Source organism: Natrinema sp. SYSU A 869 (genome assembly GCF_019879105.1).
Classification (GTDB): Archaea; Halobacteriota; Halobacteria; order Halobacteriales; family Natrialbaceae; genus Natrinema.
Genome location: NZ_CP082248.1, coordinates 86,136 through 100,178 on the forward strand (window position 1 = coordinate 86,136; position 14,043 = coordinate 100,178).

Annotated in this window: 12 protein-coding genes and 1 pseudogene; 9 read left to right on the forward strand and 4 right to left on the reverse strand. The window is 58.1% G+C overall.

Features of this window, described 5'->3' with window-relative positions:
• Positions 1–66: 66 nt before the first annotated feature.
• The gene (locus K6I40_RS04265) at positions 67–864 is read right to left on the reverse strand and encodes an alpha/beta hydrolase (protein ID WP_222914361.1); all 798 of its coding nucleotides are present in this window, start codon (positions 862–864) and stop codon (positions 67–69) included.
• 18 nt (positions 865–882) lie between these two features.
• Positions 883–2,283 carry an FAD-binding oxidoreductase gene (locus K6I40_RS04270; RefSeq protein ID WP_222914363.1) on the reverse strand — a complete coding sequence of 467 codons (1,401 nt, stop codon included), beginning with the start codon at positions 2,281–2,283 and terminating at the stop codon, positions 883–885.
• A gap of 161 nt (positions 2,284–2,444) precedes the next feature.
• Here K6I40_RS04270 and K6I40_RS04275 point away from each other — a divergent pair, with 161 nt between their 5' ends.
• The 8 genes and pseudogenes from K6I40_RS04275 (at position 2,445) to K6I40_RS04310 (ending at position 11,792) form a co-directional block, all read left to right on the forward strand.
• Positions 2,445–3,008: an OsmC family protein gene (locus K6I40_RS04275; protein WP_222914365.1), complete on the forward strand. Its 564-nt coding sequence runs from the start codon at positions 2,445–2,447 to the stop codon at positions 3,006–3,008.
• Positions 3,008–3,784 carry a methyltransferase domain-containing protein gene (locus tag K6I40_RS04280; protein WP_222914367.1) on the forward strand — a complete coding sequence of 259 codons (777 nt, stop codon included), beginning with the start codon at positions 3,008–3,010 and terminating at the stop codon, positions 3,782–3,784. Before K6I40_RS04275 ends, K6I40_RS04280 begins: the two co-directional genes overlap by 1 nt.
• Before the next feature lie 34 nt (positions 3,785–3,818).
• Positions 3,819–4,640 carry a class I SAM-dependent methyltransferase gene (locus K6I40_RS04285; RefSeq protein ID WP_222914369.1) on the forward strand — a complete coding sequence of 274 codons (822 nt, stop codon included), beginning with the start codon at positions 3,819–3,821 and terminating at the stop codon, positions 4,638–4,640.
• A 1,511-nt stretch (positions 4,641–6,151) separates the two neighbouring features.
• Positions 6,152–6,853 (forward strand): class I SAM-dependent methyltransferase, encoded by a 702-nt coding sequence (locus K6I40_RS04290; protein WP_255681613.1) that lies wholly within the window; start codon positions 6,152–6,154, stop codon positions 6,851–6,853.
• Positions 6,854–7,023: 170 nt separating this feature from the next.
• A complete protein-coding gene (locus K6I40_RS04295; protein WP_222914371.1) occupies positions 7,024–7,971 on the forward strand; it encodes a CPBP family intramembrane glutamic endopeptidase in 948 nt (315 codons plus the stop codon).
• A gap of 277 nt (positions 7,972–8,248) precedes the next feature.
• A complete protein-coding gene (locus K6I40_RS04300; protein WP_222914879.1) occupies positions 8,249–9,670 on the forward strand; it encodes a serine hydrolase domain-containing protein in 1,422 nt (473 codons plus the stop codon).
• Positions 9,671–9,833: 163 nt separating this feature from the next.
• Complete coding sequence (locus K6I40_RS04305; RefSeq protein WP_222914373.1) at positions 9,834–10,073, forward strand: hypothetical protein; 240 nt, start codon at positions 9,834–9,836, stop codon at positions 10,071–10,073.
• A gap of 880 nt (positions 10,074–10,953) precedes the next feature.
• Positions 10,954–11,792 (forward strand): annotated as a pseudogene (locus tag K6I40_RS04310) (IS5 family transposase).
• A 78-nt stretch (positions 11,793–11,870) separates the two neighbouring features.
• On the opposite strand, the gene K6I40_RS04315 reads toward K6I40_RS04310, so the two are convergent.
• Together K6I40_RS04315 and K6I40_RS04320 are read right to left on the reverse strand one after the other, a co-directional pair.
• Positions 11,871–12,446: a helix-turn-helix domain-containing protein gene (locus K6I40_RS04315; protein ID WP_255681614.1), complete on the reverse strand. Its 576-nt coding sequence runs from the start codon at positions 12,444–12,446 to the stop codon at positions 11,871–11,873.
• 198 nt (positions 12,447–12,644) lie between these two features.
• Positions 12,645–13,103 (reverse strand): hypothetical protein, encoded by a 459-nt coding sequence (locus K6I40_RS04320; protein ID WP_222914375.1) that lies wholly within the window; start codon positions 13,101–13,103, stop codon positions 12,645–12,647.
• An 86-nt stretch (positions 13,104–13,189) separates the two neighbouring features.
• On the opposite strand from K6I40_RS04320, the gene K6I40_RS04325 reads away from it, so the two are divergent.
• Entirely contained in the window at positions 13,190–13,741 is a 552-nt protein-coding gene (locus K6I40_RS04325) for a DUF4188 domain-containing protein (protein WP_222914378.1), read from the forward strand.
• Positions 13,742–14,043 lie beyond the last annotated feature (302 nt).

Here is a 14,043-nt window from a genome sequence, read left to right on the forward strand (position 1 = left end):
GGATCCACTCTTCTTTTCGGCAGCCGTTCGATCTACACCCCGCCCGAAAATACAGCCGTGTATCGATCACAGCGAGTTGATGAAGTGGCTCACCACCCGATTGAACCGCTCCGGTTCCTCGAACGGGGGACAGTGACCGCTGTCTTCGAAGCGTTCAAACTTGGCGTCTGGAACGAGATCCGCGACGTGTTTCACGGCCACGATCGGTCCCCGTGTTTCGCCCGCGCCGGCGCAGACCAACAGCGGAACGTCGATTTCGGGAAGAACGTCCCGATAATCGCGGGTGAGCGCGTCGAACAGGATGGCACTTTTGACCGGTGCTGGAGTTCGAGACATCTCGTCGAACTGTAACGCTCTCGCCTCGGCAGTGGGATTCTTGAAAACCTGCTCCGTGAAGCGGTCGAGGAGGCTCGTCCGGTCGGCCTGAGCCAATGCGAGCACGTCTTTGAGACCCTCCAGATCGGTGAGTCCATACTCGTAGTCGTCCCACTGGAACCGCGATGCCTCGATATCGACATCGACCAGTCCCCGTACTCGGTCTGTACCGAATTGATCCACGTAGTCCCACGAGACGAACGCACCCATCGACCAGCCAACGAAGACCACATTCTCAAGATCTCGCTGTTCGACGAAGTTGTGGACATCGCGGGCGTACTGCGCGACCGTGTGCCCGAGATCCGTCTTTTCCGACCGACCGTGCCCCCGGAAATCAATAGCGATCGTTCGGTACTCGCTTGAGAGTCCAGTCAACTGCGACTCGAAATAGCGGAGACCGCACATGACGCCGTGGAGAAAAACGATCGGCTGGCCCTCTCCGTGATCCTCGTAATAGAGATCCGCCCCGTTACACTGGATGTATGGCATAATAATTATCGTATGGTATTAGATGCTCGGCTCGATATTCTGATTCATCTGGAACAGGTTCTCGGGATCGTACTCGTTTTTGAGTGTGGCCAACCGCTCGTAGTTGGCACCGTACGCGGCCTTCACTCGTTCGTCACCTTCCTGACTGAGGAAGTTCACTGCGACCCCATCCGATGCGAACGGGGCGATGGCGTCCATGAACTCTTGGGCCCAGGAGATGTGAGCCTCGTCCTTCTCGGGATCGGTCCAGCGCGGGAAGACGTTGAAGGAAAACGCGGCATCTCGGTGCCGAAACGCCGTCGTGTCGGGGGAAACCCGCGCGATCGCGCCGCCGAGATGCTCTAGTACGATGTCGCTGGACGGTGTCGGGCGGGTTCGTGCCCGGTCTACGACGATGTCGATCGCTTCATCGGAGAGCGGTTCCACCAGTTGTGTCTTCCAGTAGTTCCGAGCGCCTGCCTTCAAGTCCTCGTCGAACAGCTGTTGTAAGCCGGTGAACGGCATGGGCCCGACGAGATCGGCGATCGGATCGCCGAATTCTCGGAGCGGTTCGACGACCTGCTCGCCCTCTTCGATAGGGCCCGAGTAGCACATGATGAAGGCGACGACCGTCGTCCCGTGCAGTTCCTCTGGGATGAACGGTTCCAGCGGTGCCGCCGTGATTGCGACATAGCAACAGAGTTCGTCCGGTGCTTCAGACGTGAACTCACGGTGGAACCGGAGAAGATCCGTGGCATCCTCGAACGGGTGGAAGATCGGACCACCGAGCACTTCCGGGCCGACCTTGTGACAGTCGAACTCGAACGAAGTAACGATCCCGAAGTTGCCGCCGCCACCGCGGATTCCCCAGAAGAGATCCTCGTTTTCGTCTTCGCTCGCGTGCAGCAACTCCCCGTCTGCAGTAACGATGTCCGCTGACCGGAGATTATCGATCGTGAGGCCATACGATCGACTGAGCCATCCCCACCCTCCACCCAGTGTGAGTCCGGCGACGCCGGTCGTCGAGACGATACCGGCAGGCGTGGCGAGACCGAACGCCTGCGTCTCGTGATCGAGTTCACCGAGAAGGACACCGGGTTCAACCCGGACGGTTCGGGTTTCGGGTTTGACCCGCACTGATTTCATCCGAGAGAGATCGATCACGAGACCACCGTCGCATACGGCGTTGCCGGCAGCGTTGTGCCCACCGCCTTTGACAGCGAGGGTAAGGCCATGTTCGGTGGCGAAGTTCACTGACGCGATTACGTCCGTGACGCTTGCGCACTGAGCGATGAGTGCGGGCTCCCGGTCGATCATCGCGTTCCAGATCGTCCGAGCCTCGTCGTACCCGTCGTCGTTCGGACGGAGCAGCGTCCCACGAAACTGTTTCTGAAGGTCGCTAACTGCGTTGTCGTCTACCGGGGGTGCATGAACTGCCATGACGAACGATATGGCTTTGAGGGATAGGTAGTTACCTAGTGATTCTCACGCACTCAGTGACCCCCGCTCATCATCTGCAAGGCGGTCAGTGGGTGGCCGAATGCCACGAGATGCCTACATAGCTCTCGTCCGCGTCTTCCTCTTACAGGGAGGAATATCTCATGAGTATCACTCACGGCGTAGATGTAGAGCAACTCGGCCAAGCGGTCGAAGCAATCACAGAGGAACCTGAAGGTGGCCAATTCCGGTTCCGCGCGGAAACCGAATGGACCGACGGCCTGCAATGTGTGACGACGATCGACGATTTCGATCAGGCCGGCGAACGAATTCACACCCAGGAGTTCCGCGTCGAGGGCGACGAACCGGAACAGATCCTGGGCAACCGGACCGCACCGAATGCGGTCGAGCTCCTGCTCGCCGCCCTTGGATCGTGTCTGAGCGTCGGATACGCGGCCAACGCCGCTGCCATGGGTATTGAACTCAGTGACCTTCGATTCGAACTCGAAGGCGACGTCGATCTCCGGGGATTCCTTGGCATCTCCGAGGACGTCCGCGCCGGGTACAACACGGTGACCTGCACCGCCTACATCGACGCGGATGCGTCGGAGGATAAACTCGCCGAACTCCGAGACCGGGTCGAAGCCACCTCACCGCTGCTGGACAACATCACGAATGCCGTCCCGCTCGAAACCGACGTTGTCCCCGTACAGAGGGGTGAGCAGTAATGTCGAAATCACTCGACGTCGATAAGCTAGAGCGAGAAGTCAAGACCGTCTACCGGAACGTCGCAGAAGCGCCGACCGACGAGCATCACTTCGAGATGGGACGCCCGCTAGCGAAGCGGCTCGGCTATCCGGCTTCTGATCTCGATCGAGTGCCAGCAGAGGCTATCGACTCCTTCGCTGGCGTTGGATATCACTTCGACCTCGCCGACATCCAGGAGGGAGACGACGTGCTTGACTTGGGCAGCGGCTCGGGCATGGATGCCTTCGTCGCGGCGCTTCACGTCGGTGACGCTGGGAGCGTGAGTGGGCTGGACATGACCGATGAGCAACTGGAGAAGGCACGGCGGCTCCGCGACGAGGCCGGGATGGAGAACGTCTCGTTCGAACAGGGGTACATCGAAGACCTCCCGTTCGCCGACGAGTCGTTCGACGTCGTTGTATCCAATGGCGTCATCAATCTCTCTGCCGAGAAAGAGCACGTCTTCGCGGAGGTGAATCGCATACTCAGGCCAGATGGCCGGTTGGCACTCTCCGATATCATCAGCGAAACCCGGATGCCCGAGAGCATCAAATCCAACGCGGATCTCTGGGCGGCCTGCATCGGTGGTGCCGAACAGGTCACCGACTATACCGATATGATCGAAACGCCCGGCTTCGAAGACGTCGAAGTCCGAGAGAATCCACAGTACGAGTTCATCTCGGATCGAGCGACGAACGCGTGCCAGAAGTACGGCGTGAAAAGCATCTCGCTGGGCGCTCGAAAGAGTCATCAATAAAATTGAGGATAGAACTTACTATAAGGCAACCGAGATGAACGATAATATCCAGTCAGTTGATTACGAGGGCATTACGGAGGGTCAACGGGAGATGTGGTCGAGCGGCGATTTCAACGAAATTGCCCGCCAAAACGTCGTCATGGCCGAGGCACTCTGTGAAGCCGTCGATCCACATCCCGGACAACGAGTCCTGGACGTGGCGTGTGGGAGCGGCACAGCGGCGCTAATCGCGGAGCGACGGTACTGTGACGTCACGGGCCTCGACTACGTACCTGGATTGATCGAACGAGCGAAAACCCGGGCGCGGGCCAACGGACAAGAGATCGACTTCCAGGTTGGTGATGTCCAGGACATGCCCTTCCCCGACGACAGCTTCGACGCGGTACTCTCGGTGTACGGCGTACAGTTCGCACCCGATCAGGAACGGGCGGCACATGAACTGCTTCGGGTGTGCAAACCGGGCGGCAAAATCGGTCTGGCGGGTCCTATTCCCGACGGGTGGAGCGGCGACTGGTTCGCTGCTCATGCGCAATACGTTCCTCCACCACCCGATGTCCCATCGCCCTTCCGCTGGGGCACCGACGAGGGGCTCAAGGAGCTACTCGGCGCTAGCACTCGGTCGATCGAAAGTGACCGACGATCTGCGCTCCAGTACTATCGGTCGATCGACCATGCGGTGGACGTGTTCAACACGTACTTCGGCCCGACAATCCAGGCGCTCAAGATGCTTGATACTAATTCGAAAGAGCGCTTCCGAACTGACCTCGGGAAAGTATTCGACCGTTATAACCATGCGACGGATGGGACTGCAATCGTCGAGAATCAGTACCTACAGACCGTTGCAACTCCCGTGTAGTGCGGTGTATTTTCAACTAGGACCCAGTCACTTGAATTCGACCGCCTCACGCCTCAAAGGTCGATTCGTTCGACACTCGAACTAGAGCCTGCAGCGCCCATAGATTTGAGGTACAATAATCGCCCGACAGCGCGGCGATTATCGGTCGAACGGGCCGGTTCGGTGCTTTTGTTCGATGGCCGACCAAGCGTGTTGGTGTCACGGGGATCCGCGTACATCCAAACCGGTCCGTAGAGAGAAAATCAATCGCCGATTGAGGGGAAAGCCGCTAAGCAAGGCAAATTCCAAATGTAGTGCTCTAAATCCCTCGTTTTGAGATTATCTAAACGAGCCAATTTGGGACCAAGGTTTCAATAGTAGCGACTCGTTGCTTAGATACAGAGAACAATGGCAGAGGACCGTTCAGCTACGGATATCTTTCGGTTACTATCCGACGATACCCGAGTTGATATCCTCCAAGCCGTTGCCGTCGCCCAGTACGAACTCGAACAAGTCGGATCCGGGCCTGCACAACTCGCTTTCTCAGAGATTTACGACCACGTCGAGGTGGAAAATACCTCGAAGCTATCGTACCACCTCGGAGAACTCACCGGTACCTACCTTCGGAAAAGCAACGACGGGTATTCGCTTTCACATGCCGGGGAGCGAATCGTTCGATTCATTCTGTCGGGCAATTACGAGCAACCGGACTCGTTCGGTCCCGAATCGATCCCTGGGACGTGTATCTTCTGCGGCGAAGAATCACTCGAAGCACGGCTTTCGCATCAGTTCTTCCGTATCGATTGCACGAGGTGTGAACAGCAGGTCATGGGTCAACCGATAACGCCTGCGCAGGCCAGAACACGAGACGATGATGATTTGATCCGAAGCGTCCAGCTCCGAAGCGCCGAGGACTACCGGCAGATTCGGCGAGGGATGTGTCCTGAGTGCGGTGCTCACCTTTCTGCCGAAATAATTGAGATTCCCGAGAGTCCGTTACCTGATTCCGATTCGTTTGTTGTGACGAGCAGTTGTGAGGAGTGTCTCCGAGAATACAATAGTCCGTTGACTTATACCGTCCTCCACCATCCTGCTTCAATTGCGTTCCATTGGGACCACGGCATCGACGTGACATCGAGAGGGATCTGGGAGTTCCACGACCGCGTCTACGACGGTCGTTGGACGTCCAGGCAATTCGCATCCGACCCTGACGAATACGAAGTCGTGTTACGCCACGGGGACGACGCAGTTCGGCTCCATCTCAATTCGTCTGCGACGGTCACGCGGACAGAGCGCGTGCGACGCGAAAGTGGCGAATTTTAGCACACCTGACAGAGTAATTACGAAACCGCCGTTGACCGAAATCCATTGTTCGTTCAGAGTCCCCCGAGATAGACGAGTGCGACGCTTAGACAGGCGGATATCGGGTCAATCTGAGTTTTGAAACGAACCCGATAAGTTATCAAATTTCCGATAGATTTATTGATACCGCTGGCTCGTATTGCAGTCGAAGTCAACGGAGACCCGAACCTATGCAATCGAGCAATCCAGGTGAACAGGTAAATCCGAAGGAAAACACGAACAGTGAGAGTACCGAGCGAGACCAGTCGGTGCAAAGACGGTCGATGTCGGCCGAAGAAATCGCCGACGCGTACGCAGACGTAGCTGACAAACTCGCACGGTGGCAGCGACTCGACCGGCTGTTCGCTGGTCGGTATCGTCGCCGCCAGTTCGAGCACGCGAACGGCCGAGTGCTTGATGTCGCCTGCGGTACAGGGAAGAACTTCAGCTATCTCCCACCGTCAGTCGAACTCGTCGGTATCGACATCAGCACCGACATGCTCGCCCACGCACGTGACGAACTCGACAGACTCGGTCTGGACGGCACTGTCCACCAGATGGACGCCCAGGCACTCGACTTCCCTGACGATAGCTTCGACACGGTTATCTCGTCGTTTTCCACATGCACGTTCCCCGACCCAATCGCGGTGCTCCACGAGATGGAGCGGGTCTGCACCCCCGACGGCGAGATTCTGCTGGTCGAACACAGTCGTAGCAATATTGCTCCACTTGCCTGGCTTCAGGACTGGCGCGCCGAGTCCCACTACGAGAAGAACGGCTGCCGGTTGAATCACGACCCGCTGGCGACCGTCAAACAGGCGGGACTCCCGGTCAAGAACGTCTCTAATGCGTTCTTCGGTCTCGTCACCGCCATCGAAGCCACTCCGAGGTGAGTATCCACCAATGAACACAAACACGACCCAGGAATCGCTCACGAACTGGTTCGACAACCACAATTCCACAACGCACAGAACCACTATGTACACCCCTCACCCGACGCGTCGCCAGAACCACCCGAACGAGACATTGCATCCGAATTCGACCGGAATGCGGGAGGTGACGCATGTATAACGTTCGCACCTTCCTTCGGTCGCTTGTCTGGAGTCAGCAGAGTGGCCGGGTGCGTGCCGTCTGGCGCGTGCTCGTTCCGGTATTCGCTGGCTTTCTCGCATTACAGTTCGTGAGCGCGGCGGCGTTCACACTCGACTTGAATCGCGGCCAAATGATGGTGGCCGGGTTCACCGGGACCACCGTCGTGATGACGGTCGTTCTCGGCGTCTCGGCCCGGTATCTCGACCGCCGGCCGGTCCGAGAGTACGGGTACCGCCTGTCGTGGAACTGGTGGCGTGACTTCGTCGCGGGAACCGGAATCGGAACTCTCGTCGTTGGACTGACCTTCGTCATCGCGCGCCAGACCGGTTCGTTGCGGGTAGCTAGTAGTGGACTCGTCCCGGACACAGCTTCTCTGGGATGGTTGCTGGTGTTCTTCGCCGCGTTCGCCGGCGTCGCGTTCTACGAGGAGTACATCTACCGTGGCTCGTTCATCATGAACGCGGTCAAGGGGCTCACGGCCCGCGGCGTCACTCGGCCGGTCGGCACCGTTGTCGCGTTGCTCGCAAGCACGTTCGCGTTCGCCGTCATCCACCTTCCCGGTGCGATTGCTGCGGACGCGAACGTCGCACTCGTCGTCGTGAAGACGGGGCTGCTCGGCGGCTTGTTCGGCATCGCGTATCTCCGAACCGGCGAGCTCGCGTTTCCGATGGGGTTGCACCTCGGCGTGAACTACGCGCTGATGAACGTCTTCGGCATCTGGGCCGCAGGAACACCCGGCGTCCCGACGCTACTGACAGTCGAACTCACCGGAACAGGCCTGTGGAGCCCATCCCGTGGCATTCCGCTCTTCGTAGCGATACTTGTCGGATACGTCCTTGTGATCGCGTGGACACGAGGACGAGATTACGACTGCACTGCCCAGCAATACAACCGCTCCACTCCCAGGCATTCAGACTAATGACACGACAACGACTTTCCAAGACAAACGACAGCGCTCATGGAACGACGAGACGGTCGTTCCTCACCGGTCTCGGTGGGCTCGGACTCATTGGCATCGGAACCACGGTGGGTCGAACAAGTGCTACGACCGACTCTAGAGCCAACGATCTACAACAACACATAGACCCCTTCGCGGATCCGGGCGAGCTTGAAGCGTTCGTCGATGAGGTGATGGCCGAGCGGGTCGGGACGACAACGCCCGGAGCAACGGTCGTCATCGTCAGTGGAGACTCCCTATCCTCACCAAAGGATATGGCTCTGCTGACGTCGATACCGACGATCCGGTTCGAGCTAATGAGACAGTGTTCCGGGTTGGATCGGTCGGGAAACTCGTGACATACACCGCCGTCATGCAGGGTGTCGAACGGGGTGTGCTCGACCTCGACGCCGACGTGAACACGTACCTCGACGACTCAGCAGTTACCGTACCGGACACGTACGACGACCCCGTGACACTCCGCCACCTCGGTACGCACACCGCCGGGTTCGAGTCCGCACTCGATCCCGACATTGTCGCCGACCCAGCCGCTCTCGACTCGTTGGAGACGGTACTTATCGACCAGCAGCGCTCACGCATCCGTCCGCCTGGCGAGCTCGTCGGGTACTCCAACTACGGTGCGGCGCTTGCCGGTCACATCGTCGAGGAAGCTCACGAGACGACGTTTGACGAGTACGTCCAGTCGGAGATCTTCGAACCACTCGGCATGATTCACAGTACGTTCGCCCAGCCCGTCTCTGACGACCAGCCTGGCAACCTTGCCGCACCCCACGTCCGCAACGGTGAGTCGTTCACGGTTGCCGACGACGTGTACCTCAACATGCGTCCGGCGGGCTCGCTGAGTGCGACGGCGACGGACATGGGGGCGTTCATGAGCGCACACCTCGGCGGCGGTTCAGTCGGCGACAGGCGGATTCTCCACACGGAGACCGCCAAAAGGATGCACAGTCGTCACCACGTGCGTCATCCAGCAGTCACGAACTGGCGGTACGGCTTCCACGAGCACGGTGACCCAGATGCTAACCTTATTGCCCACTCGGGCGGAACGGTCAACTTCACGAGTCACCTGCTGCTCGCTCCGGACCACGATGTCGGGATCTTCGTCGCCTACAACAGCAACCCCGACGAGCTTCCGGCGACTGTCGTCGATGAGATCGTCGCGGCGTACAATCTCCAACCGCCACCGACTACGCCGACACCCACTTCGAGACCGGGCGGTGATGAGCGCGCTGAAACTGTCGCTGGCGAGTACAGCCTCTCGTATCTCCCGCAGAGCGGTCCCCTTCAGGTAGTAGACCTGCTGGAACACGTAACTGTCGAACCCGCAGACGACGGCCGTCTGCGCACGACGACTCTCGAAGATCCCGCTCGGGAGTGGGTCGAAACCGAACCGTACGCGTATCAGGAGGTCGGCGGTCACGATGTTCTTGGCTTCGAGGTCACGGATGGAGACGTAGAAGTGCTGAATATGAGCAGTGAACCGAACGGCGTCTACCAGCCTGTTCCCTTCCACGAACGCCAACTCGTCACCGGCGGTGTCCTCGGGACGGCACTATCCGGGTTTGGCCTCTCGCTCATTGGGTGGGGCGGACAGAGCACCTGGCGGCAGTGGAAGCAGTATCGCACCGATGACGAACCTGACACGGAGGACTCCGAATGACAGATCAACACGTCTCTCAGCAACAAACCGGACAGCCGTGCGACGACACCGACAGTAGCGGGTTCACTTACGGCGTCAAACGCCGACTGACAAGCCCTCGTGGCTTGCTTGTACAGCAGGCGTCGGGTTAAGCGGTGTCTCCATCGGGTTCGTCGTGCTCTTCATGTTCGTATTGGATACCGGCGGCGACCTCACGCTCTTCACGCGCCCGCTCCAAATGCAGATCGCCCTCGCGCTTCCGTATCTCATCGGTGTTCTTACGCTCGGGACGACTGCCGGTGCCCTGCTGGCATGGCGGTACCGCTACTGGTCACTGCACGCACGCATCCACCAGACGATCCTGGCACTGCTGGGCCTCGCGTTCAGCTGGCAGCTCTCGATGCTCGGATTCCTAGCAGTATGAGTGGGGGGTCACAGAACGATTCGCATGACGTCCTTTCGCCCTGTTTGGAACGAGCTATCTGTTCACTACATTCAAGGAGTGAGCGTTTCCGGTTGGCGCGAATCGGTTTGAGGAAGGTCGGGCCGTTACTGACTACCCTTGGAGGAGGGCAGCTACTTCCGCTGCGATTCGTTCCGGAGCTTCACCTGGACAGCTGTGACTGACGCCGTCGAATTCGACCGCCTCACGCCTGAAAGAGCGATTCGTTCGATAATCGAACCGGAGCCTGCAGCGCCCATACATTTGACGCGGAATAACCGCCGGATGGCGCGGCGATAACCAGTCGAACAGGCACGGTTTTGCTTTCGTTCGATGGGGCAACGAGAGTGTGGTTCTGCCTGGGGTTCGCGTACAGCCAAACTGGTGGCGAGAGAGAAAATCAATCGCCGATTGACACAACACCCCCAATACTCTGCAAGGATACGTATGCTGAATACAGCGGCTGTGTGCAGCACGAACAAGTCGTTTGTTTCACGTCGAAACGAGTGAACCACCCGTTCAGTAGACCTGCGCAAGTACCTTTTTCCGCCTCGGGTTCGCTCGCTGCGCTCGCTCACCTCTCGGCGCAAAATCTACGCTAAAAAGGCCGCTCGCTCCCGGTGGTCGCTCGCGGGTGCAGCGCTTGCGACTCGACCACAGCGGTAACGCCTCCGCCTGTATTCAGCACAACCCGCCCCGACCTATACGGATTCTGGTAGAAAGTACGTGCTAAATACAGAGGATCGGCCTTGTTTAGACGCTCAAACGTTAACAGTGTAGAGCCGATCGAACTCGTATCGTCGTACTAGTAGCTCGGAGAAAATACCAAATCTACTAGGAAGTGAAGCGGGACGGGTTCGTTGTGCACACGAAGACCTCCCGCTTCACAGAGAAGGTTGTATCGCTCGCCCAAAAAGCCGTCGTTGGCACGCCAGCTCCGGTCTACCGTCCGGGAGAAGAAGGCTACGCTGACTGGGTGATTCTCGCCGTTCAGGGATTGAAAGAGTATCTCGGCCATCCGTACCGGAAGCTGATGGACGTCCTCCGCGAGATGCCGAGAGTGACGAAATCACTCGGTTTGACGCCTGAAACGGTGCCACACTTCTCGACGGTGTGTACGCGAAAGCAGGCGATTCCAATGAAGCGGTGGCGAGCGATCCTCGATCAGTCCGTCGAGCTGTATGATCTCGGTGATGTGCAGGCGATCGACGCAACCGGTGTCGATCGCGTCCAAGCCAGCCAGCACTACGCCAAACGCACCGACTACACGTTCGAGGCGGTGAAGACGACGCTGCTCATCGATTGTGAAACCAGTGCGATTCTCGATATACACTGTTCGATGAAACAACCGCACGATACACAGGTCGGCTGGCAGGTGTTAGTGCGGAATCTCGATGAGTTGGCGACTGTCGCTGCCGATAAGGGCTACGACTGGGAGGAGCTTCGCACGAGATTACGTGCAGAAAGTATCACACCGCTGATTCCGCAGCGAGATCCTGGAATGCGGGGGTGGGCGAGAAATTTCTCATCAAGGACCGGGCGTATCACCAGCGTTCGAACGCTGAATCGGTGTTTTTCGGGCTCCGGCGCAGATACGGCGATACGCTCTGGTCGAGAACCTGGTTCGGTCAATTCCGTGAACTTGTCATGAAATCCGCCGTCCGCAACATCGAACGCGCTATAGAGAACTCACACCCGTGAAATCACGCGTCCAAACAAGGCCCAGAGGATCTATTCATTACGGATTCGTGATGCAGTTCGGAGCCGTCGGCGGAGCGGTCAGTCACGGCTAAGTGTAAATCGCCCGATGATACGGCCCGCACCGCGCCGAATCGTCTCGCTCGCACTCGACTTGTCTACTCCAAGCGTGTCTGCCAGTTCAGCGAGGGTACACTCTCGCGGCACTTCGAAGTATCCGCGGCGGTGTGCGACGGTCAGGTATTCACGTTGACGGTCGGTCAGCAGGGCATCCTGCTCGTCGGTATGAACGAGCGTCAGCAACTCGTACTCGCGGCCGGTGTCATCGAGTGCCGCGCCGAACGCTTCGAACTGGTCCTGTGTCGCGGTCAGATCGAATTCCATCTCGCCGTCTTCGACGATGATCGGGAACTCCGGCGGGAGCGAGGATTCCCAGAGAAATTCGTAGAGGCTCTTCTCGTCGGCTTCATACTGCCCGATAGCTCGCTGGTCGTCTACGTACAACTGGTCGTACGCGGAAATGTCAGTGTATCCTTGGATGGCATCGGTGACCCGCTCCGGGTTCTCGGCCCGGACTTCACCGAGTTCGAGCGCCCGACCGCCCTTCGGGACGCCGGTGAGCAGTCGGAGCGTCGCGTCCGGGAACGACTTAGACACCTCAGTGATCCAGATTCCCTGAGGCAGGGTCAAACGGAAGCGTGCACGAATCATATCCATCTCTTCCGCTGTGAGCGTTGGGTTCGAGACGTAACCATCGTGGATCATCATTTACTCCGCCCCAGCAAAAATATTAGTCTGCTCGCCACCCCAAGTCACAGGTCTTGCATCACACGTCGGCCACTCTGTTTTCTCCCGTCACGTATCACCCCGGTACCACAGCACTGCCCCGTATATTGATCCGATAACGACCGAGACGATGAGCGCGAGTACGATCCCGAACGCAAGATAGCCTGCGACGGGATTCGAGTACGGCATCATCACGTCCTGTGGTGGTTCGACCGCCCACGGGCTGATATGAAAGTACGCGAGCATTCCGGCACTGAACGCGAAAAACCCGGCCCAGTACCTAGCCTCGACGCGCCGGGTTAACGTCAGATAGAGGCTGATTGCAAGCAACGGGTAGATAGCGAGGCTATACGTGAACGCATTCACCTCCGGCGTGAGGGGCCAGCCGACGTGATTACCACGGATAATGTGGTCGATGTGGTGCGCTATTCCTAGTACAGTTGGAACCAACACGAACAGGTAAAACGCCCGCGTCAGGGTACTGTCCTTGGTTGGCAGTTCGATCGGGAGCATGTCTTCGACTTCCATATCTGGAGATCGTCTGCAGCCGCAATCAGGATTCACCCAACATGTTGGGAGAACGATCAACTCGATGTCACCCCACCAGCAACACGATGACAGACAACTGCCATCGGGGTGACGAACCGATCGAACAGAAGGTTGCCGCGGAGCGCAGCGAGGAATTCGTAGTCTTCCACATTGGCCTCCGAATCAACGCGTTCTGGAAGCTCCATCGGTGGCTTCCGATCTTCCTAATCGAGCCACAGATAGTCCGGGAACTCGTCTCGGACCCAGAGTCGGGCTTGCTCGGGAGTCGAACAGTCGTCGGACCCGGCATCCGAAACATCGGATTTGTCCAGTACTGGGACTCCTTCGAGGCCCTCCGTGACTACGCGCGGGACAGCGATCGCCTTCATTTCCCCGCCTGGCAAGACTACTATGAAGACGGAACGAAAGAAGACGCGGCTGTCGGGATCTGGCACGAGACGTACATCGTCGATCCCGACGACTACGAGACAGTCTACAACAATATGCCACCCCATGGTCTTGCCGCAAGCGACAGGACAGAGATCGTGCCTGCGTCGGATCAGCGGAATACAGCGGCAGGCCGATTAGGACAGACTGACGGTACCGATTCGCCGATCCATACTACCGACTCAACGTGAGGATTGATTAGCGTATCTAAGGGGGAGACTATGACCGAAATAGAAAGATTCCGAGAGGTTGACGCCATCTGTAATCGACCACAGGTATCTCCTCAATCAGCCGAGATAGATGGTCAAACTGTATGAGGCGGCCCGCTTCGCCCAGAGCGATGACATCCGGATGGGCCCAGTATGGAATTCAGATAGATTCTGGATAGAATCGGATTTTCGGGGCCATAACTCCCTCTAAAAGCTCTCTTCACGGTAGATGAACTACGACCCGAACACTTATATTAGCATACCCTAATATTAGGGTATGCTAA

Excerpts from the sequence above, each read along its gene's own strand:
- K6I40_RS04265 (WP_222914361.1), bottom strand. The coding sequence starts at position 864 with ATGCCATACATCCAGTGTAACGGGGCGGATCTCTATTACGAGGATCAC.
- K6I40_RS04270 (WP_222914363.1), bottom strand. The coding sequence starts at position 2,283 with ATGGCAGTTCATGCACCCCCGGTAGACGACAACGCAGTTAGCGACCTT.
- K6I40_RS04275 (WP_222914365.1), top strand. The coding sequence starts at position 2,445 with ATGAGTATCACTCACGGCGTAGATGTAGAGCAACTCGGCCAAGCGGTC.
- K6I40_RS04280 (WP_222914367.1), top strand. The coding sequence starts at position 3,008 with ATGTCGAAATCACTCGACGTCGATAAGCTAGAGCGAGAAGTCAAGACC.
- K6I40_RS04285 (WP_222914369.1), top strand. The coding sequence starts at position 3,819 with ATGAACGATAATATCCAGTCAGTTGATTACGAGGGCATTACGGAGGGT.
- K6I40_RS04290 (WP_255681613.1), top strand. The coding sequence starts at position 6,152 with ATGCAATCGAGCAATCCAGGTGAACAGGTAAATCCGAAGGAAAACACG.
- K6I40_RS04295 (WP_222914371.1), top strand. The coding sequence starts at position 7,024 with ATGTATAACGTTCGCACCTTCCTTCGGTCGCTTGTCTGGAGTCAGCAG.
- K6I40_RS04305 (WP_222914373.1), top strand. The coding sequence starts at position 9,834 with ATGTTCGTATTGGATACCGGCGGCGACCTCACGCTCTTCACGCGCCCG.
- K6I40_RS04320 (WP_222914375.1), bottom strand. The coding sequence starts at position 13,103 with ATGGAAGTCGAAGACATGCTCCCGATCGAACTGCCAACCAAGGACAGT.
- K6I40_RS04325 (WP_222914378.1), top strand. The coding sequence starts at position 13,190 with ATGACAGACAACTGCCATCGGGGTGACGAACCGATCGAACAGAAGGTT.